Here is a 23,910-nt window from a genome sequence, read left to right on the forward strand (position 1 = left end):
CCTTATCCGTTCGCGCAGCGATTTGCCCGGTGATCAGAACACTTCGTACATTAAGGCGGCCCGCCGGCTGGGATCGTCGATACGCCCGACTTCGTCACGGGCAATCGTTGCCATCCCCTCGGCGTCGCTGCAGCTGTGAAGGAAAGCGAAACGATCTGCCCAGGTGAGATTGTCGTATGCATCGTATTCCACTGGAGAAACGCCAAACGCCGCGGCCGCTTCATCGCTTGCGGTTTGGTCGACATGAACTTGGTCGTAGGCCAACAAGCCTTCTCCAAGGACGGGGATCGCGATCTTCGAGTGTTGGTTGAACCACCACTCACGAAATTTCTGAGAGGTCGTGCCAGGGAAACGCCGGAACGCCAGCGACAGAACAGTGCCCCCTTGTCGCACCGGCACCATGGAGAACATCGGCCCGATCATGATCTCAAGAGAGGACGGCTCCGCCAGTTTTTCGAGCAGTGGCCGCAGGCCGGCAACGAATGCGGGCACCTCCGTCAACTGGGTCTCTGCAAATGTTGCTTCGACAGCACCATCCACGCGTCGCCCACCCGTGACGAGATCGGGATGGAGATCGGCCACCCCTATGCGAAGCGGCATTGCCTGCGCAGCCGCGCGGATGGGGTCGCCGACGCGCTTGAGCCCCTCTTCTAGCGCCGGAATATCCCCGCCGCGCGCATCGAACATCAGTGCAAGGCGCCAATAATCAGGCACGGCAATCCTCTCAAAACCGCCGGACACGGCGCAAAATCCCTTGCTGCCTATGCCGCACATCAATAAAATGCAACGATGCAATTACTTTATTGCATCACGGTTCCGATTCATCTTAGGGCCGCATTTGAAGAGCGGAAACTGGCACGCAGATCGAGCGTCGCGACACATCCTTGCGAAGCTCCCCGCGCCCCAATCGTCCGACGGACACGAGCAGGAGAGTATTGATGGCGACTGCAGCAACCCGGCGTGGCCATGTCCGCAATCCACGAGCCTTGTTCATCGGGGGCATCTGGGTTGAGCCTTCCGCACAAACGACGTTCGACGTAGTCGACAGCGCTACCGAGGAGGTATTTCTCGCGGTAGCCGAAGCACAGGCTCAGGACATCGATGACGCCGTTGCCGCAGCGCGCCAAGCCTTCGATGCTGGTCCGTGGCCGCGGATGAGTCCGGTGGAACGAGGCGTCTGGCTGAACCGGCTTGCCGATGCATGGGAGGCGCGCAGTGAAGCGCTGGCAGATACCTGGGCCCTCGAATCGGGCGTGCTGCGCTCGCTCTCGCTCCACGCCGCCAAGGGTGTGGCGGAGGTTTTTCGCTACTACGCGGGCCTGGGCGAGAGTTTCGCATGGGAGGAGAAGCATACTTCGACGATGGGACAGCCCGCCCTGCTGGTGCGCGAACCGGTGGGCGTGGTCGCGGCAATCATTCCCTGGAATGCGCCCCATTCGCTGATGGCCTATAAGGTTGCGGCCGCGCTCATCGCCGGTTGCACCGTCATCATCAAAGCGTCGCCCGAAGCGCCGGCCTCGCCCTATTTCATGGCAGAGATCTGCGAAGAGGTCAGTCTGCCCGCCGGTGTTGTCAACGTGCTCACGGCTGACCGCGATGTGTCGGAGCTTCTGGTCCGCAATCCTGGCGTCGACAAAGTGAGCTTCACCGGATCGACAGCTGCAGGCCGCAAGATCGCGGCGATCTGCGGCTCGCGGATCGCCCGTGTCACGCTCGAACTTGGCGGAAAATCGCCGGCGTTGATCCTTGACGACTATGATGTCGGCAAGGCGGCAACCTCGATAGCGCGCTATGCCCCGCTCATGACCGGACAGGTCTGCTCGTCTTTGACCCGCATAATCGTCAGCGCGAAGCGCCACGATGAATTCCTCGATGCGCTCTCCAGCGCGTTTGGAAGTCTGAAGGTTGGTGATCCGTTCGATCCGGAGAGCCAGATGGGGCCACTGGCAATGGAACGTCAACGCGATCGGATCGAGAGCCTCATCGCGCAGGCGAAATTGGAGGGCGCCCGGCTCGCGACCGGCGGCGGACGTCCATCACATCTCAATCGCGGATATTTCATCGAACCGACCGTGTTCGGCAACGTCGACAATAATTCGACCATCGCGCGCGAGGAGATTTTCGGTCCTGTTTTGAGCGTGATTCCCGCCATGAGCGAGGAACAGGCGATCGAGATCGCCAACGACACGATCTACGGTTTGAACAGCACCGTTTTCACCAACGATCCCGAACGCGCCTATGCTGTCGGCCGCCAGCTCCGTGCCGGCACAGTGGGTCACAATGGATTCAAGACAGATTTCGGCATCGCATTCGGCGGTTTCAAGCAATCGGGTCTTGGCCGAGAGGGCGGGATCGAGGGGCTGCACCCCTATCTCGAGGCAAAGACCATGATCTTCGAAAGTGCGCCTCGCGCGGCGCTGTAAGATGGCACGGGTGGCGCGAGAAATCGAAACAGATGTTGTTATCATCGGGGCGGGATTCAGCGGACTTTACGCCCATTACCGCCTTCGTAGCCTGGGCTTGTCCCTGACAGGATTCGAGGCGGGCCCCGATGTCGGTGGGGTCTGGTACTGGAACCGATACCCTGGCGCTCGCTGTGATGTCGAAAGCCTCGATTATTGCTATTCCTTTTCCCCTGACCTTCTCGACGAGTGGCGCTGGAGCGAGCGCTATGCAACCCAGCCCGAAATCCTCAGCTACATCGAACATGTCGCCCAGCGGTTCGACCTGCGCCGCGACATTGCCTTCGATGCCAGAGTGGTCTCGGCCCGATACGACGAGCGCGCGCAGCGCTGGACCGTCGAGACCAATCGCGGTCACCGGGTCTCGGCGCGTTTCGTCATTGCTGCCAGTGGTTGTCTGTCCGAACCCAAAGCGCCCGAATTCGAGGGCCTGGAGGATTTCGCCGGGCAATGGGTCCAAACATCGCTTTGGCCAGCCGAAGACGTGCAGTTTGCCGGCAAGCGCGTCGCCGTGATCGGCACCGGTTCGTCGGGTATCCAGTCGATACCGTTGATTGCGCAGACAGCGGGACATCTTACGGTGTTCCAGCGCACGCCAAACTACACGCTGCCCGCCCGCAATGCTCCGATCGATCCTGACTATGAGGCACGGGTGCGCGCCGACTACACGGCGCATACGGCGCGCAATAAGCTGACCAAGGGTGGTACGCAGTCGCGCCTTGCCACTGGGCTTTCCATTCATGAAGTTCCCGAGGATGAGCGGGCCAACGCCTTCGAGCACGCATGGTCTTTCGGCGGCCCCGGCATGCAGGTGCTGTACCGCGACATTCTTGCCGAGCTGCCGGCGAACGAAATTGCCGCCAATTTCGTCGCCTCCAAAATCAGCAAAATCGTCAGCGATCCCAAGACAGCGGCTTTGCTCACCCCGCGCGACTACCCTTTCGCCGCCAAACGCCTGTGTCTCGACACCGACTATTTTGCGACCTTCAACCGCGACAATGTCGAGCTCGTGGACATCAGCAGCACGCCGATCGAGCGCATAACTCCCGGCGGCGTGCAAGTTGGCGCCCGGGAGTATCCGGCTGATCTGATCGTCTTCGCCACTGGTTTCGACGCCATGACGGGCTCGCTGCTTGCTATGAACATTGTCGGACGCGGCGGCCTAACGCTGCGCGAGCATTGGCACGATGGTCCCACCAATCATCTCGGCTTGATGATGGCGGGGTTCCCTAATCTTTTCACTGTCAATGGGCCGGGAAGCCCTTCGGTCCTGGTGAACATGCTGGTGACAATCGAGCATCACGTCGACTGGATTGCGCAGTGCATTGCCCACCTGCTCGGCCGCGGACTGGCAACTATCGAGCCAGACCGGCAATCCGAAGCGGCATGGTCGGAAGAAGTGCAGGCGGTCGGCGCCAAGACGCTCTATCCGCGAGCCCGGTCCTGGTACATGGGCGACAATGTGCCTGGCAAACCGCGCAAGTTCTTGGCCTATGCGGGTGGTTTCGACAATTACGCCGCGCGGTGCGCCGAAATCGCAAACGATGAATATCGGGGCTTCAACGTCGAGCCTGCTGCCGAAATTGGCTCCGGGCAAGATCAACCCAATGGCGGGGCGCTCAAATGACCGGGAAACTCGATGGGCGGCGCATCGTGATCACCGGGGCAGCCAGCGGGATGGGTCGCGCAATCGCCGTCTTGTTTTCGCAAGAAGGCGCCGCCTTGGCGCTGCTGGACAGGAACGAGGAAGGCGTCAAAGCAGTCGCTGCGTCTCTGTCGGCACGCGCCTACGGCTGCGACGTGGCCGACCGGCAAATGGTCAACCAGGTTGTAGAGGCCGCGGGGATGGAACTGGCCGGTCTCGACGGCGTCATCAATGCTGCCGGTATCCTCGACATCACGCCGTTCGGCGATCTCGACCCGGACAGCTGGGACCGCATGATTGGGGTCAACTTGAACGGCCCCTTCAATGTAACAAAGGCGGCGTTGCCGTTTCTGCGGCAGGCAGACCAGGCGACAATCGTGACGATCGCATCGGTCAGCGCGCTCATGCCCATGCCCGGGACCACTGGCTACTCGGCGAGCAAAGCCGGCGCTGCGATGTTCACCAAATGCCTGGCTATGGATCTGGGCCCCAACATCCGCGCCAACAGCATCTGCCCGGGCGTGATCAAGACCGAGATGACCCGTTTCCTCTGGGAGAATCCGGAACACACAGCGCGTGCAACAGAACGGGTAGCGCTCAAACGCCTAGGGGAAACCGAAGACGTTGCCCGTGCGGCCTTATTTTTCAGCACTGAGGATTCCGGTTTTACGACAGGCACCGAACTTCCCGTCGATGGAGGCTTTTCATGGCGCTAGGCGCCTCACGGAATGAAGGTTCGCGTCCTGTGCCCCAGAGGGTCAATTAACAGGCGATCGCCAGGACCAAGGTCCGCTCCGAGCCGGGCATAGAGCCCGGGGGCTCGCCCGAGACGAGAGGAGACGATATGTCGCAGGATCCCAGCCGTGTCCCGGTTATCGTGGGGGTGGGCGAGATCAACGATCGGTCCGGCGGCGGCGAGGAAGCACTCGACTCGCTGCAGCTCATGCTCGCGGCCTTGGCGGCGGCAGACCACGATGCCGGCGAAGGCTGGTTGGCACGCTGCGAGCGGATCCTTGTCGTCCCGCAACTCTCTTTCAGTGAGATCGACATACCCCTGTCGCTCTCCACTGCGACCGGTCTGGATTTGTCGGCCGTCCAGCAAGCAGACGTAGCTTCGGGAGACACGCCTGTGCGCCTTTTGAACGATGCTGCCAACGCGATCAGTCGAGGCGAAGTGGCGGCCTGCGCCATCGTCGGTGCCGAGGCCATGCGGACCGCTCTGCGCGCCGGAAAACCCCTTTTCCCCAATGCGCAGAAGAACGCGTCAGACCTGCGGCGTCGCTACAGTTTGTTTCAGCCGGTCGAAGTCTATCCCTTTTACGAGAACGCGATGCGCGCGGCCGAAGGGCTGTCGCTCGCCGAGAGCCAAGCGGAAACTGGCCTGCTTTGGTCGCTCATGTCCCAGGTCGCTGAAAACAGCCAGGGGGCCTGGCTGCGCAGCCGCAAGTCGCCCGCCGAGATTGTCGAGCCTAGTGCGGACAACCGCCCGATCGCGTTCCCCTACACGAAGCTGATGGTCGCCAACGCGTCGGTCAACCAGGGCGCAGCAGTGATCGTCACGAGCCTGGCTGCGGCAAGGAAGGCAGGCTTGCCAGAGGACATGCTGGTCCGCATCGGCGCGGGCGCGGCGGCACATGAAGCGCATGAAGCGATGGCTCGATCCGATTGGACCGTCCCAACGGGCATGCGGGTCGCCATCGAGCAGGTCCTGTTACGCAATGGCCTGACAACCTCCGATATTGACCACGCCGAGCTCTACTCGTGCTTTCCCTGCGTCCCGAAGATGGCGCGACGTGTGCTGGGATGGCCGGCGGACCGACCCGCAACAGTCCATGGCGGCCTTACCTTCGGCGGCGGCCCTGTCGCGAACTACATGACCCATGCCATCGCCGCGATGGTACGAAAACTGCGTGTGGATGGCCGGACGGGCCTTCTCTTCGGCAACGGCGGCTTTTGCGAGCACAACCACTGTATAGTGCTGTCACGCGATCTGCTGACCGATAGTCCCCTTCCCCAGGACTACGATGCGCAGGCGTTCGCAGACGCTCGGCGTGGGCCGATCCCTTTGCTCAGCGATATGGTCGAAGGCGATCTCGTGGTCGAGACATACACCGTTCTTTACGACCGGGATGGAAGGGCGCGCCAGGGCATCGTGCTATCGCATGGACTTGGGGGCGAGCGAGTGATCGCCCGCGTGGACAGAGAAGACATTCGGTCGCTGACTTACCTCACCGACGGCATCACCGAGCCCATTGGCAACCCTGGAAACAATCGCCGACTAGGCGAGGTGCTTGTCTGGAGTGCTCCATGAGCAAGTCACCCTCTCAGACGCAGGCCCTGCGCCAACTGTTCTCATCGATGGATGTGGCGCTCGTCGGAGCTTCCGAACGCTCCGCGTGGAGCCACATGATCATGCGCCGTTTCCGTGACTTCGGTCATCAGGGGCGGGTCTACGCGGTAAACCGGGAGGGCAAGCCAGCGCACGGACTTCCAGGCTACCGGTCCTGCTGCGAGATCCCCGAAACACCCGGTACGGCTATCATTTTCGTACCCGCGCAAGCCGTGGCTGGAGTGCTGGAGGAAGTGGCCGATGCCGGGATTCCCAGCGCGGTCGTCCTGAGTTCGGGTTTCGCGGAAGCAGGAGCAGAAGGTCAAAAGCTCCAGGACGAGCTGGTCGAAATCGCAGAGCGACGCGGAGTGACCTTGTTTGGCCCCAATTCCCTTGGTTTTGCGAACATCGTCGGCGGCGCGGTCGCGACGGCGATCGGGACGCGCATTCCCGTTCTCGAAGGGGCGATCGGGGTGGTCTCCCAGTCAGGAGCCGTTGCCAACGAGATCGGCAAGTTCGCGCACCAGCAGGGGATCGGCCTCAGCTTCATCTGCGCCACGGGCAACGAAGCGATGGTCACGCCCGCCGACGTCATCGACTACTTGGTGGATGATCCGGCCACCCGCGTCATCACAGCTTATATTGAGGCTGTCAGCGCAACCGATTGCCTCGCCGCGGCAGCGCGGCGCGCCTTGGCCAGCGCCAAGCCCATTATAGTCCTCAAGGTGGGGTCGAGCAGCATTTCCGCCGACGTCGCAAAAGCGCACACCGGCGCCATGGTCGGTGACGATCGCGTGTTCGACGCCGCCTGCCTGAAATGGGGAATAATTCGGGTTCGCTCGATTGAGGAAATGATGGTGACGGCAGCGCTGATCGAAGCGGCCGGACCTCTTGAGCGTCAAGGCATTGCGCTCGCCTCGGTTTCGGGCGGGGGTTGCGGGATGTTCGCCGATCTTGCCGAACAGCACGGTGTGCCGATTCCGGCATTCGCTCCGCAGACCTGCACGAAACTCGCCGCTGCGCTGCCTTCCTTCGCCTCAACTCTCAATCCGCTGGATATGACCGGGGTGGTGCTCCAGGCCCCCTCCCTATGGACCAAGATCCTGCCCATCTTGTTCGACGATCCCGGAATCGGACTGGTCGTGACACTCATCGCCATGCCCGGAACCGAGGCAGAGATGCCGACCTGTCAGACGCATTGGCCGGTCATTGCCCAGGCCTACAGCAATGCAGGCAAGCGCCCGATGCTTCTTAGTCAGGTGATCCAGCCCATGGGCCGCGAAGCGCGCGAGGTCGCTGAGGCTAGCGGCCTGCGCGACATCATCTTCGGCATGGATTTCGGCACGCGTGCGCTGGGCCACCTGGCATCTTGGTCGCGGCGGCTTGGCAAGGGGAACGTCCCTAGGCAGGATGTCCAAGTTCTGGATATTCCACCGAGGCTCGCCGGGGAGCGAGCGGCGCTTGATTTCCTCGCCAGCAGAGGCGTTCCCGCCATCCCGGGAATCGTGGTGCAGAACGCCGAGGAGGCCCTCCGCGCCGCAGACACATTTGATAGCTCGGTTGTTTTGAAGATTGCCTCGCCAGATATCGCACACAAGTCCGAGATTGGCGGGGTGCGGCTCGACGTCGCCCCTTGTGACGCCGGCCAGGTGCATGACGAGATCCGCCGCACTGTCTCTCGCGTCCTGCCAGGTGCGCGCATCGAGGGAATTATCGCCTCCCCCATGCGCCAGGGCGGTATCGAACTCTTCGTCGGCGTCGCCCGCGATCCCGACTGGGGTTTGGCCATAGTAGTCGGTCTGGGCGGGGTCTGGGTTGAAATCCTCAAGGACACCGCTGTCCGCCTGTTGCCTGTCGACAAGACGGATGCCTGCGAAATGCTGAGCTCTCTGCGCGGTGCCGCGCTGCTCGAGGGCTATCGCGGTACCCTCCCCGCCGATCTCGACCGGCTGACCGAAGTCATCGTATCTGTCGGGGACGCCGCGCTCGCACTCGGCCCGCGTCTCGCTGCGCTCGAAATCAACCCGCTGTGGGTGCACGGCGATACCATCGAGGCGCTGGTCGTCTGGCGCGAATAACGCGTTATCGACCCTTCCAAATTGGCGCCCGCTTCTCGACGAACGCCCGAGGACCTTCGCGAAAATCCTCGGTCTGACGCAGCGCGCTGAGGTGCCGCGCCACCAGGGCGCGCCCTGCGCCATCGGTCTGTCCCAGGCTCTCTCGACCGGCGGATAGGGTGCGCTGGACGGCGAGCGGCGAATTCTCGGCTATTGCTTCGGCGAGCTTGGTGGCTTCCGCCCGAGCTTGGCCAGGCGAAGTCAGCCGATTTGCCAGGCCCCAGCGAAAGGCGGCTGCCCCATCCATGGGCTCGCCGGTTGCAAGCAGTTCGCTCGCGATGTTGCGCGGCACCGTCGCGACGATGCGGTGGATGCCGCCGGCCGCGGCCATCAGACCCCGCTTGACCTCGGGAAGGCCAAATCGCGCATTCTCCGAGGCAATGAGCATGTCGCAGGCAAGCGCAAGTTCCATGCCGCCTGCCACTGCGATCCCTTCGACCGCCGCAATCCAGGGCTTTGTGCGCGTGGAGTAGACGAAGCCAGCGAAGCCGCTGCGCGAAGTTTCGAGCCCTTCCGCTTTCCCGGCAGCGACCGCACCGAGGTCCGCGCCAGCGCAGAACACCCGATCGTCGATCGAAGTCAGGATCATGACCCAGATGTCGAGGTCATTCTCCGTGCCCTCGACAATCCGCTCGAGCGCGGAGGCCATCTCGGGATTGACCGCATTGCGCTTCTCGGGCCGATTGAGCGTGACCAGGCCTACATGGGCCGACAGGCGTTCGAACAGGACTGGTCCTTCGGTCACGTTTTCAAACTGCATGTCATCGCCTTCCTGGGGGCGGCGCGTCCCGCGTGGGATCGGCCAAGAAACAATTATGCGCATTGGTAACGGGCCACGTTCGGCGCAGGACGCCGCACCAGCCTCCCGACCGCACTGCCGCCTGGCTATGCCGCTGCGGGGAGAGGCGCCGGCGCCTCCTCTTCGGAGCTGATCGGAATCCAGGCGATCAAGGCTGCAGCTGCCACGACCGCTACGACGATGTAGACGAGATATCCGTGGTAGGACCCCGTAGCGTCGAACAGGCTCCCTGCAATGACCGGCCCGATGCTCGCGCACACCGAGACGATGGCCATGAACAGCGCATAGATCGAGCCGAATACATCGCGCCCGAAGCGGCGCGCGGCGATGAATGTGATGATGTCGAGTTCCGCGCCCGAGGCGAGCCCGAGCGCAGCGACCGCCGCGATCGCGGCCGGCATCGAACCGGGAAACACCATCAGGAAGAATGCCGACAGGGCCGGCAGGAGGAATGCGACGATCCCCACGAGGCGCGTCGGCAGATGGTCGAGCAGGAAGCCTGTCGCCAGCCGTCCGATTACCGAGAAGACACCGATAAGTCCGACGATACCTGCGGCGGTTCCAAGCGTCATACCGCCACTCTTGAGCAGAGGTGCCAGATGCACGGAAAGGCCAAAATAGGCGCTGGCGAACAGTCCAGCGGCAAGCACCAGCCCGATGAAACTACGTGATCGGAGGGCAGGACCGTAGGGCCTTTTCGTTCGCTTCGGCCGCGCATTCACAGCGCGATCGCTGGCGCCGAAGAAGAAGGCAAGCGTCAGGGGAATGGCGACTACGGCCCAGGTCCAGGCCATTGCCGGAAAGGCCAGGCGCCACCCAAGTTTCCCGATAAAGAGCGCCGCGAGTTGGGGCCAGACAAAGCTGCCCAGGCCCAGCCCGGCCAGAGTTACCGCCAGAGCCATCCCGCGGGACGCCTCGAACCTGCTGATGACTGCGGCGACCCAGGTCGTCTGGCCAAGGGCAATCTGAAAAAACGCGAAGAACACGCACAGTGCGGACCACTGCCAGAGCGGTCCGCTGGCAAGTCCGAGCATGGAAAAGGTCACGATGAATGGCAAGATGGCGATGAGGGCGACCCGGCGAGGCCCGATGCGATCGATCAGCCAGCCCGCCGCAGGGCCAAGAAACAATCCAAGCCCCATCATCATCACGAAGGTCGAGGAGAACTGAGCTCTGCTCCAGCCGAAGGCGCTCGTCATCTCCTCCATGAAGACGCCGCTCGAGAAAGCGAACATGGCTCCGCTCGAGATGCCCACCATCGAGGCGAGCGGTAGTGGCCACATCGTCGCCCATTCCTGCCGCGCCGTCAGTGTTCCCATGCGATCCTCTTCTCGGTGTGGCAAATTACAGGGACGATTGGTTCGGCATGGGCTCCAGTCCGGTCAGGCGGGCGCATATTTTTGGCGCAACGCTTTCTTGTCGGGCTTGCCGACGGGCGTGACGGGAAGCGCGTCGACGAAGTCGACGCTTTTGGGTGCCTGCACAGCACCTTTTCGCTCGCGTACGGCAGCAATCAAAGCTTCGGCGGTGACAGTGGCGCCCGGCTCGAGCACCACCACGGCCTTCACGGCCTCGCCCCATTTGGGATCTGGCACCCCGATAACGGCAGCCTGGCGCACGCCGACCTGGTCGACCAGTACGTCCTCGACCTCGCGGGCGTAGACGTTGAAGCCGCCAGTGACGATCATGTCTTTCTTGCGGTCGACGATGCGCAGAAAGCCGTCCGCGCTCCGGACCGCGACATCCCCTGTGTGCAACCAGCCGCCTTCGAAAGCCGCAGCGGTCTCCTCCGGCTTGCCCAGATAGCCGGACATCAACAAGGGACCGCGAACGCAGATTTCGCCCGGTGTTCCGTCAGCGACCTCGTTCATGCTGTCGTCCATGAGCGCAACATGCACGAGCGAGGTTGGGCGTCCGCAACTTGCCAGCCGATCAGGTTTAGTCACGTCGTGCTCACTGCGGCGCATCACCGTCACCGACATCGGGGCCTCAGCCTGACCGTAAAACTGGAAGAAGACCGGACCGAACCTCTCGATCGCGTGCCTGAGCCGAGCCGCCGGAAAGGCGGCAGCGCCATAGAAAACGACTTCAAGGCTCGACAGATCGAATTCGCCGAACCTGGGGTGGTCCATGATCGCGATAACCATGGTCGGCACCAGGAGAACGGAAGTAATGCGATGTTCCTCGATCGCCTGCATCGTGGACACCGGGTCGAAGCCCGGCATGACCACCATGAAGCCGCCCTTCGAGAGGACCGTGGTCAGGACAGCGGCGCCCGAATGACTGAGCGGCGCGCAGATAAGATGCCGAATTTCGGCCGGCCACTCCCATTCCAGTAATTGGATCATCGCCGAGGTCATCGCAGACTGGTGGGAGCACATGATGCCTTTTGGCTTGCCCGTGGTCCCGCCCGAATAGGCAATGCGGAAGAGAGCCGCCGGATCCGCGGGCTTCGCGGCCAGGGGCTGGGGCTCGTAGGTCTGGCTAGCCTCGACGATGTCGCGCCCGACACTGCCCTCGCCCATGGCCAGGAAGTGCCTGAGCCGGGGCGCCCGCTGTTTGAGCGCCGCCGCGATAGGCTCATAGAGTTCCGCATCGTAGACCAGCGTATCGATGCCGGCATCCTCGATGACATAGAGATAGTCTTCGACCGAGCCCATGGGATGAAGCGTCGTCAGGACGATACCGGCAAAGCCGAGCCCGTTGGTGGCATAGAGCACCTCCACCCGGTTGCGGGCGAGCACCGCCGCGCGTTTCGGCGCCGGATCGAGGTTCTCGAAAAGTTGCTGGAAGCGGCTGATGGAGTCGCGCATCCCGCCCGCTGTGACGCGCTCACCATCGACGCCAATAAGCACCAAGCGATCGAGATCGCGCGACAATGCGTGGGCGACGAGATCGCCAGTGGTGATCGCTTGGTGCAGAAAATCACTCATCACACGGCTCCGCTGCCTGCGCCCCTCTCCCGGGCTCTGGCGGAAAGTCCACCTCAGCCCGCAAGCAGGCATGGACGATGCGCGCGCGAAAAACAATGCAATTCATGCGATGCATTCGGTGCGCGCAAACACCGCTATTCGCCAGGCCATCCCCTGTCTGGGCAGCAATCGCCCGAATGGTCCATTTGCGGAGGTCGCGACAATATATTTTAGAATTGCGCGTGATGCATTGCGATAGTTCGCTCGACATCTATAAGGCAGGCAGGTCCTTTCGGGACAGCCCTCCACCCCGCGATCGCAAAGGCCTCCAGGTCCAATGCACCCCAGAATTCACGCCCAGAACTTTCCCGAGAAGGCCGCCGTCATCATGGCGGACACGGCCCAGACCGTGACCTATCGCGAGCTTGAGGAACGCGCCAATCGCGGTGCCCGAGCCCTGCGCGCGCTGGGTCTTTGCAGTGGCGATACGTTAGCGCTGGCGTCAGACAACCGGGCCGAGATATTCGATATCTATTGGGCGGCGCAGCGTGCGGGCCTTATCCTGGTGCCCCTCTCTGCCCGGCTCAAGACCGACGAGATCTCGTACATCGTCAACGACAGTGAAGCCAAGGCGCTCGTGGTCTCCGATGCGCTCGCTGGTACCGTCCGCGAAGTCGCAGCCCATCGCGAAGCCATGCCTGGACTGGTCCATATCGTCACAATCGGCGCGGTGGCTGGCCATCTGGATTGGCTGGTGCTTTGCAGCGTGCAGGCGTCGTCTCCGATCGATGACGAGCAGATCGGCGGAAGGATGGCCTATTCATCGGGAACGACGGGCCGGCCGAAGGGAATCCGGTTCGCGCCGGGTTCGGGAACACCGATCCAGCCAAATCCTGGCGCTCAACTGTTCGGACGGCTTTATGGGGTCGGTGCGGACACCGTCTATCTCTCGCCCGCTCCACTGTACCACAGCGCTCCGCTGGGCTTTACCGCCGGCATCCAGGCCCTGGGCGGCACCACTGTGGTCATGCCGAAGTTCGAGCCAGAAAAATTCCTCTCCGCCATCGAGCAATACGGGATCACCGCGGTGATGGTCGTCCCGACGATGTTCATCCGTCTTCTGAGACTGCCGCAGGACGTAAGGAACCGGTACGATCTCTCGCCACTCAAGAGGGTCATCCACGCCGCCGCCCCCTGCCCCATTCCCGTGAAGCACGCGATGATCGACTGGCTTGGCCCGATCATCGACGAATTTTACGCCGGCTCGGAGGGCAATGGCCATGTCACGATCAGCAGCGAGGAATGGCTGCGTAAGCCAGGGTCGGTCGGCCGCGCAGTCATTGGCGAGATCCATATCTGTGACGACGACGGCAACGAGCTTCCGGTCGGCGAAACCGGGACAATCTACTTCGGTGGCGGCAAGCCGTTTCGCTACCACAACGACCCAGCCAAGACCAAGGCGACGCAAAATGCGCTGAACCCCGATTGGACCACAATGGGCGATGTCGGAAGCGTCGACGACGACGGCTATCTCTTTCTTTCGGATCGCAAGGATTTCATGATTATCTCTGGCGGGGTCAATATCTACCCGCAGGAGGTGGAAAACCTGCTGCTAAGCCATCCCGCGGTTGCGGATGCGGCAGTCTTCGGCGTGCCACATCCCGACTTTGGCGAAGAGGTGAAGGCCGTGATTCAGCCTGCGCACTGGGCAGCTGCCAGCGACACCCTTGCCCAGGAACTGATCGGGTGGTGCCGCGAGCGACTGGCAGACGTCAAATGTCCGCGAAGCATCGACTTCGAGAAGGAGCTGCCTCGCGCGGAAACAGGCAAGCTTTACAAAAAGGAGCTGAAGGACCGGTACTGGCCTGCCAGCTAGTGGCCTATTCGCGCGGCGCGCGCTTCTGTTCGATCTCTTCCAGCACCTGCCAGATGCGTTGATTGAAAGCCTGCGCCTCGGGATTTGCCCTCATCTCGATAGCGGCATGGACTTCGACGAGCAGAGCACGCAGCCGATGGTTCTCGGCATCAAGGACACTGATTTTCAGACCAGGGTTCGCGGCGGCAGCGCAAGCGGCCAACCGCGTTGCCATGGGACGGTCTACCAAAGCCACGGCCTCGCCGAGAAGATCGCGGATCGCGGCATTCTCGTTGTGTCGCAGCTCGGCGGCATCATCGACCCAATTCGCGCAGATGTTGAGCAGTCCGCCGGCCAGCCGCGCCGATTGGGCGGCAAAATCGCTTTGCAGCTCAGGCGAGACCCGCTCGCGAAACATCTGACCGATCCGATGAAGCGAGGCTTCGAGCGTCAGCTTCATGCGATTGCTCCCAGCTCGCGCAAGAGCGCCAGCATTTGCTTACGGTGAAAATGGCCAGCCCTGATACCCGACAGGGCAACGGTCATCTCGTAGCTCGCGCCTGAGGCAACGCTCGCCTCGGCCGTCGTCCAGATGGCGCAGGCCTTTACGGCCGAAAACAGCCGCCACCACCCAAGCACCGAGCGGTCCAGCGAACAGCCACTGGCCTGTTCCCAAAGGCCCAGTCCCTGCTCCAACGGATAATGGCGCGTAATCGGCCAAAACGGATCGATAGCCCAGGCTATGTCCTCCATGGGATCCCCGATGTGGCACATCTCCCAGTCGAGTATCGCGCTAATTCGCCCATCCTGCGTAAACAGGAAATTGCCCGACCGGTAATCACCATGGACAATGGCCGGCTTCGCTGGCTCGGGCGGCGGGTTGCGCCGCAGCCAGCGTAACGCTCCGCGGACGATGGGTTCGATCACCCCCCTCGCCCTCATCGAGGATTGCCTCCCAGCGATCGAGCTCGAGCGACCAAAAACCTTTGCTTTCATTCCCGTTGCGCAAGCGGTCAAGGCCGACGGCACGATGGTCGATTGCGGCCAGCCGGCCCATGATCGTCCAGAAATGCCGGCCGACCTCTTCGCCGTGACCATCATAGGGATCGCCGGCACCGTAGGGATTTCCAGGTTTGCCTGGGCAAAGGTCCATTATGAAGAAGGGACGCTCCAGCCATTGGGAGTCCAGTTCCAGGAAATAGACCGCCGGGATGGGAATCCCCTGACCCGCGAGCGCCTTGTATACCGTATATTCGAGATCGCGTTCGGCCACCACCAGACCGGCGGCGGCATCTCGGCGCAGGATCAGGGAACGTTCGATGTTCTGCCCGTCCTGAGTCCAGCGTGCGCGAAACCGAAAGGTCTCCTGGCTGCTTCCTCCGTAGATCCTCGCGAGGTCGTATACTTCGACATCATCAACGCCGGGCATTTGCGCGGTCAGGTAGTGTGCGAGGCGATGCTCCATCACGCCGGGATTCCCTTGTTGAAGCAGTTGCCGCTGCGAAAATCGCCGGCTGCGGCGCCCAGCTGGGCCGGTTCGATCATCCACATTCTCCCGTGCCCGGGTCGCTTTCCGACCGAGGTCGTTTCGCGAGGCACCGTCAGGCGTTGAACATGATTACGGAGCGGGCAAGCTCACCCGTGCGCATATCGGCAAAGGCCTCATTGATTTCGGCGAGCGGCCGGCGCCGCGATACCATTTGATCGAGGTGAAGCCGGCCCGTCATGTAGAGATCGACGTAGCTGGGAATATCGATCGCAGGTCGCACCCCGCCCATCATGGAGCCCTGCACCCGCTTTTCGCGAAGAAACGCAAGGGCGGGCAATTCGAGCATCGTATCGAAGCGTGCCGCGCCGACGATCGTCTCGAGTCCGCCCTTTGCGAGCATGGCGAAGCCTTGCTCGATGGTCTGCTTGAGGCCGATTGCCTCGATCACATGATCGACGCCGCGCCCTTGCGTCAGGGCCATGACCTGCTCGACGACGCTTCCCTGCGTTCCATCGATCGCATCTGTCGCACCGAAAGTGCGTGCGAGGTCCAGTTTCGACGCAACCTGATCGATGGCGATGATCCGCCCTGCCCCGACAACCGCTGCGGCGTTTATCGCGGCCAGGCCGACGCCGCCGCAGCCGATCACCACCACGGTTTCTCCGGATTTCACTGCCGCACTGCGGGTCACCGCACCGAAGCCAGTGGTGACCCCGCAACCAATCAGACAGGCGCGGTCGAAGGGCATGTCGCGGCGAATGGCAACGCAGCCACTTTCATGGACCAGGATTTGCTCGGCGAAGGCTCCCATGTTCATGAAGGCCGCGAATTGCTCCTTGCCCTGGTAGAGGCGCGGGGGTTCATCCGCGGCGCGGGCAGCCTCGGCGGTGTTACAGCGGTGTGTATTACCGCCATGACACTGCTCGCAGTGACCACAGTGAAACGTGAGGCACACCACAACATGGTCGCCGGGACGCACTGCCCTCACTTCCGGGCCCACCATCTCGACAACGCCAGCCGCTTCGTGGCCAAGCACCGCCGGCAGCGGGTGCTGAAGGTCGCCAGTCAGGATGTGGAGATCAGAATGGCAAACACCCACGGCCTCGAGGCGCACCAGTACTTCGCGCCCTTGAGGTTTGGCGATCGAGATGTCCTCGATCTCCATGCGCTGCGCAATCTCGCGCAGGACAGCAGCTTTCATTCTATCACTCCCATTTTCGCGGGGGTCGCCTACTTGATGCCGAAGCGAACGCCGGCATCGAGGCGGATCGACTGGGCATTCATGTAGGTGTTGCGGCACAGTTCGAGCGCCATCGAGGCATATTCCTCTGGGTCACCGAAGCGATTTGGAAAGGCTGTCATCGCGCTCAGGCGGTCCTTCATTTCCTGGGGCGCACGGTTCATCAGCGGCGTGCTGAAGATGCCCGGCAGGATCGTGTTGATGCGAATTCCAAAGCGCCCGAGGTCGCGCGCGATAGGCAAAGTCATGCCGGCGATCGCGGCTTTGCCGGCGGCATAGGCCGCCTGTCCCATCTGCCCGTCCTGGGCGGCGACCGACGCAGTGCAGACGATCGCGCCGCGCTCTCCATCGATGGGTTCGAGCGTGGCAGCGCCTGCCGCAAAGCGCGTGATCGTCGCGAAAGTGCCGACTGCGTTCAGGCTCACGACCCGCGCAAATTCGGCGGTCGGGAATATGCTAATGTTGCCGGTCTCGCGATCCCTGCGGATCGTGGTCACCGCGTTTCCACCGCCGGCACAAGCGATCAGAATTCGTTCCTGACCATTGGCCTCTCGCGCCCGGACAAAAGCCGCATCAAGGCTGGAGTCGGAAAGGACATCGGCCTGGCAAAAAACGGCGCCCGTGTCTGCTGCGGCCCGTTCTCCGGCCTCAGGGTTGAGGTCGAAGATGGCAACTTTAACGCCGGCCGCCCGAAGGGCGTGGACGCTGGCCAAGCCAAGACCGGATGCTCCGCCGGTCACGACTGCAGAGATGGAAGGATCGATTCGCATTGCAAGGCACCTGTTGCATTTCTTTCTGTGCGCCTTATTGCCGAGCAAGCTGCGAGGAGCAAGCTTTGCCGCAGAAGCTCAGGATTTCACCACTTTTGGCCGCTGGCCCGTTGCCTTGCCTGTCCGACTCATTTGCACCGGAGATACAAATGTTCGATTCCGACCTGCCGGCAGAAGCGATTGCCGATCCCCGCACGTTTACCGACAACTCGGCGCTACATGGATTGCTTTCAAAGCTTCGGCAGACCGATCCGCTGCCCTACATCCAGGCCGATGACTACGCGCCATTCTGGCTGGTCACCCGGCATGCCGACATCATGGCGATCGAGCGAAATGCGAAGCGCTTCATCAACGAACCGCGTCAGGCGTTGCTGCCGCTGTCGTACGAAGCGATGACGAAGAAGGCGTCGGGCGGGAAGGAGACCAAGGATTTCATGCGCAACCTCATCTTGATGGATGGCGCAGAACATCTGGCCTATCGCGAGATCACCCAAAGCTACTTCACGCCTAAAGGTCTTGAAGCGATCCTTCGGGACATCGAGGCGCTGGCCGGCGAGTTCATCGCTCGCATGGACAATGGTGCTGGCGAATGCGACTTCGCGCAAATTGCCATGCCCTTCCCCCCTGCGTGTGATCATGTCGATGCTGGGCGTGCCGCAGCAAGACGAACCAATGATGATGCGGCTCACGCAACAGACTCTCTCGAGCCAGGATCCGGAATTTCAGAAGGAAGGCGGCAACGCGCGGTCAGCGATGATGGAAATGTACGCCTATTTCCAGAATATTATCGCCGATCGGCGCAGCCAACCCAACGGCGACCTTTCCAGCGTCATTGCCAATGCGCGCGTCAATGGCGAGCATCTCTCCGACCGGGACGTCTTCGGTTATTTCAACATTATCGCTACCGCGGGGCACGACACGACGAGCTACAGCCTGACGGGCGGGCTGCTCGGCCTCCTCGAGAATCCCGAGCAGATGGCAAAGCTGCGCGCCGATCCGGCGCTTCTCCCCCTGGCCGTCGAGGAGATCTTGCGGTGGACGACACCGGTCAAGCACTTTTGCCGGACCGCCGTCGAAGACAGCGAGATCGCCGGAAAACAGGTGAAAGCCGGAGATCACCTGCTCCTTAGCTATCCCTCCGCAAGCTTCGACGAGACGGTCTACGAGGATCCTTTCAAATTCCGTGTCGATCGGCGTCCAAATCGCCACCTCGCGTTCGGCACCGGCCCGCATGTCTGCCTGGGCCAGTATCTCGCCCGCTTTGAGCTTATCTCGTTCTTCCGCGAACTGCTTGCCCGAATTGAGCATATTGAACTCGCGGGCACACCGCGCATCGTCGAAGGCAGCTTCGTGGGCGGGGTAAAATATCTGCCGGTCCGCTACCGGATGCGATGACCCAGCCGGCTCGATGGATGGGCAGGTGATGCGGGCAGCCCAGTCAAACAAGCTTCAATGCAATACGATTGATTCATTTCTATCTTGCGCCCGAGCCTTTCCGAGCCTATGACAATGAGGCCAATATATTGGCTTCTCTCCACCTCAATGGGCCAGCCGGGCAACTGGCCGGCCCGTTTTTTTTAGATCCAGCGAAGGCGGTGAGAACGTTTCTGAGTCCGCCGGATGGCTGCGGCCCAAATTGCTTTTAGCGATTGCGCGGCGGCCGCACGATTACGGCAGCACTCAGGGCTGCGTCTGCAGCTCGATCAATTGGCCCATCAAGAACGAGCCCGACACGATCACATCCTGGTAGAGGAAGCCCTGGATCAGATTGCCGACTGCCGCATCCCCATCACCAGGGCGAAAGATGCGAAGATGGAGGCGCTCCTGAAGCTTTTGCTTGAGTCCTCCATTTATCCGCTCGGCCACTTCTTCGACCGCCTGCCCGGACGGATAACGCAGCGAAAAATGGGGAACCCCAAAGGGCTTTGTCCTGGCCGCCTCACGATAGGCGTCCAGGTCGGCGGCAAAATCAGAATCGGCGGACAGGCGCCGCAGGCGATCTTCGAGCGCCAGTTGCTCCGGCCTGACCTGCGACATGTAGAAGACGTTGTTCTGCCCATTTCTGTCGTCAGGGTTGGGGTGGACCGCAAGGAAGGTATCGACGCCATCGCCCTTGAAGCCGGTGTCACTGATCGCGCAGCCAAGCGCCTCTGCCAGCTCGATCGCGAGATCGCGCTCTCCGGGGCGGTACAGGGCCTCCAGGTGGTTCAACAGCTTGCCCTGATACTGCGCGATCTGTTTCATCGGACGAAATCCCGAAAACTGTTTGCGTCTCTCAAGCGCCGATGCTCGCGGCATGCTTGGCGGCAACATAGCCCCAGACAAAGGACGGACCCACGCTGGCGCCGGCCCCGGGATAAACCCGCCCCATGACGGACGCCGTAGAAATTCCTGTGGCATATAGCCCTGGGATCACGGAGCCATCCTCGCGCAGCACGCGAGCATGGTTGTCCGTGACCACACCGCCGTAAGTGCCGACATCGCCCGGCAGGACTTCCATGGCATAGAAAGGCCCTTGGCTGATCGATCCCAGTGAAGAGTTTTCCCCGTGGTAGCTGTCGCCAAGCCACCGGTCGTAGGCGCGGTTGCCTCTTTGAAAGTCGTCATCGCTGTTCTTGGCGACGAACCCGTTGAACCGATCGACCGTTTCGCGCAGTGCTGTTGGATCCACCCCAATCGTCGCAGCGAGATCCTCGATCGTGTCGGCCTTTCTCAAGAAACCCTCCTCGAACCAGGTCGCAGGCTTTTTCGATCCCGGCATCGTGCCCGCCAGCATGTAGCTGCGCATGAATTGCTCATCCATGATCGCCCAGCTCGGGACGGCAGGGACGATCCGGTGGCGCTCCAGCATGCCCTTGCAGTAGGCCATGTAGGAGCCTGCTTCATTCATGTAGCGAGCGCCCGACTGATCGACGAGAATGCAGTGGGGCGCCGCTGTCACGCCTTGAACGACTGGCTTTATCGCCTCGTTTTCCATGCCCGGCGGAATGGCGATCTGGTTCCCCACCATCTCCTCCATCTGGGCAATCGCGGCACCGTGCCGCATCATTTCGAGGATCATCTCACCGGTATCGCCTTCGGCCGTAAGGCTCCAGTTCGACTGGGTGCCGGGCTGATACTGGTCGCGCATCGACTGGTTGCGCGCGAAGCCGCCAGCGTTGACGAGGACGCCAAGACGCGCGCCGATCCGATGGGTTCTGCCGTCTTTCAGCGTCAACACGCCTCGTGTCGCACCGTTTTCGAGGATCAGCTCGTGGACCGGAGCATCTGTGCGCAGGTCGACGCCTGCCTTGATCGAGGCCTGCAGCATTCGGCCCTGCAGCGCGGCTCCGGCCGTGACATAGTGTTTACCGGTAAGCTTTGCGCCGATGGTTCGAAGAACCATGCGCACTGCGATACGCTTCGATTCCCAAGATTGCTTGATGAAGCGCAGTTTGAGCATCTCTTCGAGAGTGCTCATCATCGACAAAAAATTGGGCCGAAGCTTGGCCTTCCATTCACCGAGTTCATTGATGTTGAACAGATCGGCAACAACCGTGCGCCCCTGTTCCGATCCGCCGGGCCGGTCATCGTAATAGTCCGGCCAATAGGACACGCGGTTGAGCTTGATCCCCTGATCGACGAGGAAGTCGACCATTTCTGGAGCTTGGGCCAGGTACGTCTCCCGGCGCTCCGCTGTCGCGCCGGGGGTGTCATTGTGATCGCCGACGACCGCATCGAGGTAGGTCTTGGCTTGCTCGAAGCTGTCCTTCACTCCGTCGCGCTTCATAAAGCGGTTGTTGGGGATCCACATCACGCCGCCCGAGCGCGCGGTCGTGCCGCCCAGGAGAGGCGTTTTCTCAAGAACGACGACCGACTTGCCTGCCGCGCGCAGCGCGAGCGCCGCACACATCGAACCGCCACCGCTGCCAACCACGACAAAGTCGAAGGTCTCGTCGAAGTTGCTCATCGGCCGCCTACTGCTTCTGCTCTGGCTTTTGCCGAACGTGCGTGCGCTTCAGTTGCCGGCTGGTGAATAGCCACTTGCCGTCGCGCTTCTCGTAGGTCTCGTGGTAGAAGCCGAAGCCGTGGATCAGGAGTTCCTCGGTCTCGGAATCGAAGATCAGGTCTTCCATTCCCCAGATGCCTTTCGCCTTCGTCGGCGATTCAAAGGTGATGTCGGGGGTATGAGAATGATGAACGGTGATCCTGCCCTTGTCGAGCAGCGCCTTCACGTTATCGATCATCTCCTGGGCACTGTTCCAACGAGGAAAGCCGTCGTTGTGCGAGACATGATCGGGTGCATGGAGCGAAAAATAGAGATCCCAGTCCTTTGTGTCACAGGCGCGATCGCGGCGTGACTTCAGTAACTTGATCTCTTCACGAGCTACAAGTTGCTCGATATCGGTCATGTCTGCCATTTCATCCGCTCCTTGTTATAGTTCAATTATCCAGCTTCGGCGGGAAATCTGCCCCCGGCGACCGCATCGTGTGGTAATATTTCAGCAGTCGGCTGGTGAAGACCCAGCGCCCGTCCCGCTTCTCGTAGGTTTCGAAGTAGTGGCCAAAGGCGCGGAACCAGTGGTCCTCCTCGCCCTGCCGCCAGATCGAGAGGCCCGTCATGGCCCAGATCCCGCGTGCCCTCGTCGCAGATTCGAATTCGATCTCTGGCGTGTGGGAGTGATGCATGGTGGTGAGGTTTTCCATGCTCTTCCGCACGTTCGCGATCATCTCGGCGGCCGTCGTCCAGCGGCCGTAATCACCGTTTTCAGAGACGTGGTCCACGGCGTGCAGCGATTCGTAGAGTGCCCAGTCCTTGGTGTCGGCGGCAAAGTCGCGCCGCGCCTTGAGCAGGCCAATTTCTTCGAGAGCCATTAGCTTCTCGATATCGGAAATGACCGCCATGTCAGCCGCGCAGCCTCGCGATGACTTCCTCGCCAAACCACTGGACGTTCTCGACGTAGGCTTGCCGGCTCGAATGAGGCGGATCGACCATTGTCCAGGTTACACCGGCCTTGGCTAGTTCGGCCACGGACTCGCAGTATTGTTCGGCGCTATCCCGGTCGCCGAATTTCAGCCGCTTGCGCGCGCCGATCGCCACGTCGAACGGGCCGGTCTTGCCGAAGCTCGAGCGCATTTCATGCAAACGCGCGATGTTCTCGGCCAATTGTTCAACCGAGTGGATACCCGATTCCTGGTTGGCGGCAGTCATCGTCGGCGCTGCGAAGAACGGGCACCAGCCGTCCCCTCGCCGCGCCGCGCGCTCGACTGCCTTGGGACTGCCGCCCCCGATCCAGATCGGCGGTGGGTTGCTTAGCGCCGGGCGCGGCTCATTGCCGGAGGCGTTGAAGTTCATGCCCTGCTTCACAACGGCCCCGCCAGCCCAAGCAGCGCGAACGACGTCAAGCGCTTCATCGAAAATCGCTCCGCGCTTATGGAAATCGACGCCCAGCGCTTCGAACTCGACTTTTTGATAGCCGGCAGCAGCACCGAGGATCAGGCGGCCGCCCGAGAGCACCTGCAGCGTCGCCGCCGCTTTGGCCGTAAGGAACGGATTGCGATAGGCCATGACCAGGATGTTGGTGTGCAGCATCAGCTTGGACGATGCCGCAGCAACGAATGCAAAAGCGGTAAAGGGATCGAGAGCGTCGTGCCCGTTGGCATGGAGCCATTCGGCTGACGGAGCCGGATGATCGGTCACGTAGCAGGCATCTACGCCCGCTCCCTCGAGCGCGCCGGCCATTTCCTGGATGGCTGCGAAAGTCTGAAACTCACCCGGCGCGATCTCGCCCACCGGGATGTGAACGGTAAATTTCATGATGTCTTCGCCGTTTCGTGGAGCCGGGCCAGCAGTGCTGGACCTTCGCCGCTGCCATTCAACATGTAGTTCTGGCGGTGGACGATCTTCCACCCGCCGTCGGTCTGACGGGCCAGTTCCAATCGCGACGCGCTGAGGCGGCCGATGAAGAAGCCATTCTCGCCGTGCATTGGCACCATCGTGTGGCAAGTCGCCACCGCACGGTCTCCGTCAATGACCACGAAAGGAAGCGACGACATATGGGCGCAGCCGGCGCCTACGAGCTTCAGGTGACCTGCATCGCGTGTAATGGCCGCGATAGCGTCTCGTCCTACCCAGCTTGGCATGTCGCCGACGGCATAGACACCGTCCTCGACGTAGCAATTGCCCACCGATGCAGCATTGCAGCCATCGACCGAGTATCCGTAGCCGCAGACGAGTTGATAGATCGCCTGGCGATCCTCAAGCGCGAGGAGACGATCTTCAACCGTGAGTTTTGCCGATGTCATTATCCAG

23 protein-coding genes are annotated in these 23,910 nt (G+C 61.8%); 7 read left to right on the plus strand and 16 right to left on the minus strand.

The features are described from left to right. Positions 1-33 precede the first annotated feature (33 nt). Complete coding sequence (locus KRR38_RS37325; protein WP_217400867.1) at positions 34-741, minus strand: EthD domain-containing protein; 708 nt, start codon at positions 739-741, stop codon at positions 34-36. Between the two features lie 197 nt (positions 742-938). On the opposite strand from KRR38_RS37325, the gene KRR38_RS09445 reads away from it, so the two are divergent. From KRR38_RS09445 to KRR38_RS09465, 5 genes are all read left to right on the plus strand, one after another. Beyond that, positions 939-2,423 carry an aldehyde dehydrogenase gene (locus KRR38_RS09445; RefSeq protein ID WP_217400869.1) on the plus strand — a complete coding sequence of 495 codons (1,485 nt, stop codon included), beginning with the start codon at positions 939-941 and terminating at the stop codon, positions 2,421-2,423. A gap of 1 nt (position 2,424) precedes the next feature. Then, positions 2,425-4,089, plus strand: a complete 1,665-nt coding sequence (locus KRR38_RS09450; protein WP_217400871.1) for an NAD(P)/FAD-dependent oxidoreductase — start codon at positions 2,425-2,427, stop codon at positions 4,087-4,089. Next, positions 4,086-4,823 (plus strand): SDR family NAD(P)-dependent oxidoreductase, encoded by a 738-nt coding sequence (locus tag KRR38_RS09455; protein ID WP_217400873.1) that lies wholly within the window; start codon positions 4,086-4,088, stop codon positions 4,821-4,823. Before KRR38_RS09450 ends, KRR38_RS09455 begins: the two co-directional genes overlap by 4 nt. 128 nt (positions 4,824-4,951) lie before the next feature. Continuing rightward, on the plus strand, positions 4,952-6,418 hold the full coding sequence (locus KRR38_RS09460; RefSeq protein WP_217400875.1) for an acetyl-CoA acetyltransferase: 1,467 nt from the start codon (positions 4,952-4,954) through the stop codon (positions 6,416-6,418). A gap of 47 nt (positions 6,419-6,465) precedes the next feature. Continuing rightward, on the plus strand, positions 6,466-8,514 hold the full coding sequence (locus tag KRR38_RS09465; protein WP_217400877.1) for an acetate--CoA ligase family protein: 2,049 nt from the start codon (positions 6,466-6,468) through the stop codon (positions 8,512-8,514). A gap of 4 nt (positions 8,515-8,518) precedes the next feature. Here KRR38_RS09465 and KRR38_RS09470 read toward each other — a convergent pair whose 3' ends face one another. The 3 genes from KRR38_RS09470 to KRR38_RS09480 all read right to left on the minus strand — a co-directional run bounded on the left by KRR38_RS09470 (position 8,519) and on the right by KRR38_RS09480 (position 12,285). Beyond that, positions 8,519-9,313: an enoyl-CoA hydratase-related protein gene (locus KRR38_RS09470; protein ID WP_217400879.1), complete on the minus strand. Its 795-nt coding sequence runs from the start codon at positions 9,311-9,313 to the stop codon at positions 8,519-8,521. Positions 9,314-9,438: 125 nt separating this feature from the next. Further along, complete coding sequence (locus KRR38_RS09475) at positions 9,439-10,671, minus strand: MFS transporter (RefSeq protein WP_217400881.1); 1,233 nt, start codon at positions 10,669-10,671, stop codon at positions 9,439-9,441. Between the two features lie 63 nt (positions 10,672-10,734). Then, positions 10,735-12,285 carry an AMP-binding protein gene (locus tag KRR38_RS09480; RefSeq protein ID WP_217400883.1) on the minus strand — a complete coding sequence of 517 codons (1,551 nt, stop codon included), beginning with the start codon at positions 12,283-12,285 and terminating at the stop codon, positions 10,735-10,737. 316 nt (positions 12,286-12,601) lie between these two features. Here KRR38_RS09480 and KRR38_RS09485 point away from each other — a divergent pair, with 316 nt between their 5' ends. Further along, positions 12,602-14,140, plus strand: coding sequence for an acyl-CoA synthetase (locus KRR38_RS09485; protein WP_217400885.1), 1,539 nt, complete (start codon positions 12,602-12,604; stop codon positions 14,138-14,140). 4 nt (positions 14,141-14,144) lie between these two features. Here the strand turns inward: KRR38_RS09485 and KRR38_RS09490 are convergent, their stop codons facing one another. The 6 genes from KRR38_RS09490 to KRR38_RS09515 all read right to left on the minus strand — a co-directional run bounded on the left by KRR38_RS09490 (position 14,145) and on the right by KRR38_RS09515 (position 18,307). Beyond that, complete coding sequence (locus KRR38_RS09490) at positions 14,145-14,579, minus strand: hypothetical protein (protein WP_217400887.1); 435 nt, start codon at positions 14,577-14,579, stop codon at positions 14,145-14,147. After that, positions 14,576-15,046, minus strand: coding sequence for a phosphotransferase (locus tag KRR38_RS09495; RefSeq protein WP_217400889.1), 471 nt, complete (start codon positions 15,044-15,046; stop codon positions 14,576-14,578). The genes KRR38_RS09490 and KRR38_RS09495 overlap by 4 nt, the downstream gene beginning before the upstream one ends. Then, on the minus strand, positions 14,958-15,668 hold the full coding sequence (locus tag KRR38_RS09500) for a phosphotransferase (RefSeq protein WP_217400891.1): 711 nt from the start codon (positions 15,666-15,668) through the stop codon (positions 14,958-14,960). Before KRR38_RS09500 ends, KRR38_RS09495 begins: the two co-directional genes overlap by 89 nt. Positions 15,669-15,720: 52 nt before the next feature. Next, positions 15,721-16,809, minus strand: a complete 1,089-nt coding sequence (locus tag KRR38_RS09505) for a Zn-dependent alcohol dehydrogenase (RefSeq protein ID WP_217400893.1) — start codon at positions 16,807-16,809, stop codon at positions 15,721-15,723. 29 nt (positions 16,810-16,838) lie between these two features. Then, the gene (locus KRR38_RS09510; protein WP_217400895.1) at positions 16,839-17,618 is read right to left on the minus strand and encodes an SDR family oxidoreductase; all 780 of its coding nucleotides are present in this window, start codon (positions 17,616-17,618) and stop codon (positions 16,839-16,841) included. Between the two features lie 230 nt (positions 17,619-17,848). Continuing rightward, on the minus strand, positions 17,849-18,307 hold the full coding sequence (locus tag KRR38_RS09515; RefSeq protein ID WP_217400897.1) for a hypothetical protein: 459 nt from the start codon (positions 18,305-18,307) through the stop codon (positions 17,849-17,851). Here KRR38_RS09515 and KRR38_RS09520 point away from each other — a divergent pair. Further along, positions 18,291-19,013: a cytochrome P450 gene (locus KRR38_RS09520; protein ID WP_217400899.1), complete on the plus strand. Its 723-nt coding sequence runs from the start codon at positions 18,291-18,293 to the stop codon at positions 19,011-19,013. The genes KRR38_RS09515 and KRR38_RS09520 overlap by 17 nt on opposite strands. Positions 19,014-19,298: 285 nt before the next feature. On the opposite strand, the gene KRR38_RS09525 is transcribed toward KRR38_RS09520, so the two are convergent. Genes KRR38_RS09525 through KRR38_RS09550 form a run of 6 tightly spaced genes read right to left on the minus strand, consistent with a single transcriptional unit; the run spans position 19,299 to position 23,903 of the window. Continuing rightward, the gene (locus KRR38_RS09525) at positions 19,299-19,862 is read right to left on the minus strand and encodes a hypothetical protein (protein ID WP_217400901.1); all 564 of its coding nucleotides are present in this window, start codon (positions 19,860-19,862) and stop codon (positions 19,299-19,301) included. Between the two features lie 31 nt (positions 19,863-19,893). Further along, complete coding sequence (locus KRR38_RS09530; protein WP_217400903.1) at positions 19,894-21,567, minus strand: FAD-dependent oxidoreductase; 1,674 nt, start codon at positions 21,565-21,567, stop codon at positions 19,894-19,896. Between the two features lie 7 nt (positions 21,568-21,574). Then, entirely contained in the window at positions 21,575-22,018 is a 444-nt protein-coding gene (locus KRR38_RS09535; RefSeq protein WP_217400905.1) for a nuclear transport factor 2 family protein, read from the minus strand. A 22-nt stretch (positions 22,019-22,040) separates the two neighbouring features. Next, on the minus strand, positions 22,041-22,502 hold the full coding sequence (locus tag KRR38_RS09540) for a nuclear transport factor 2 family protein (RefSeq protein ID WP_217400907.1): 462 nt from the start codon (positions 22,500-22,502) through the stop codon (positions 22,041-22,043). A gap of 1 nt (position 22,503) precedes the next feature. Continuing rightward, positions 22,504-23,415, minus strand: a complete 912-nt coding sequence (locus KRR38_RS09545) for a TIGR03619 family F420-dependent LLM class oxidoreductase (RefSeq protein ID WP_217400909.1) — start codon at positions 23,413-23,415, stop codon at positions 22,504-22,506. Continuing rightward, positions 23,412-23,903, minus strand: a complete 492-nt coding sequence (locus tag KRR38_RS09550) for a nuclear transport factor 2 family protein (RefSeq protein ID WP_217400911.1) — start codon at positions 23,901-23,903, stop codon at positions 23,412-23,414. The genes KRR38_RS09545 and KRR38_RS09550 overlap by 4 nt, the downstream gene beginning before the upstream one ends. Positions 23,904-23,910: the final 7 nt, after the last annotated feature.

Origin of the sequence: Novosphingobium sp. G106, from assembly GCF_019075875.1 — a bacterium.
In the GTDB taxonomy this organism is placed as follows: domain Bacteria; phylum Pseudomonadota; class Alphaproteobacteria; order Sphingomonadales; family Sphingomonadaceae; genus Novosphingobium.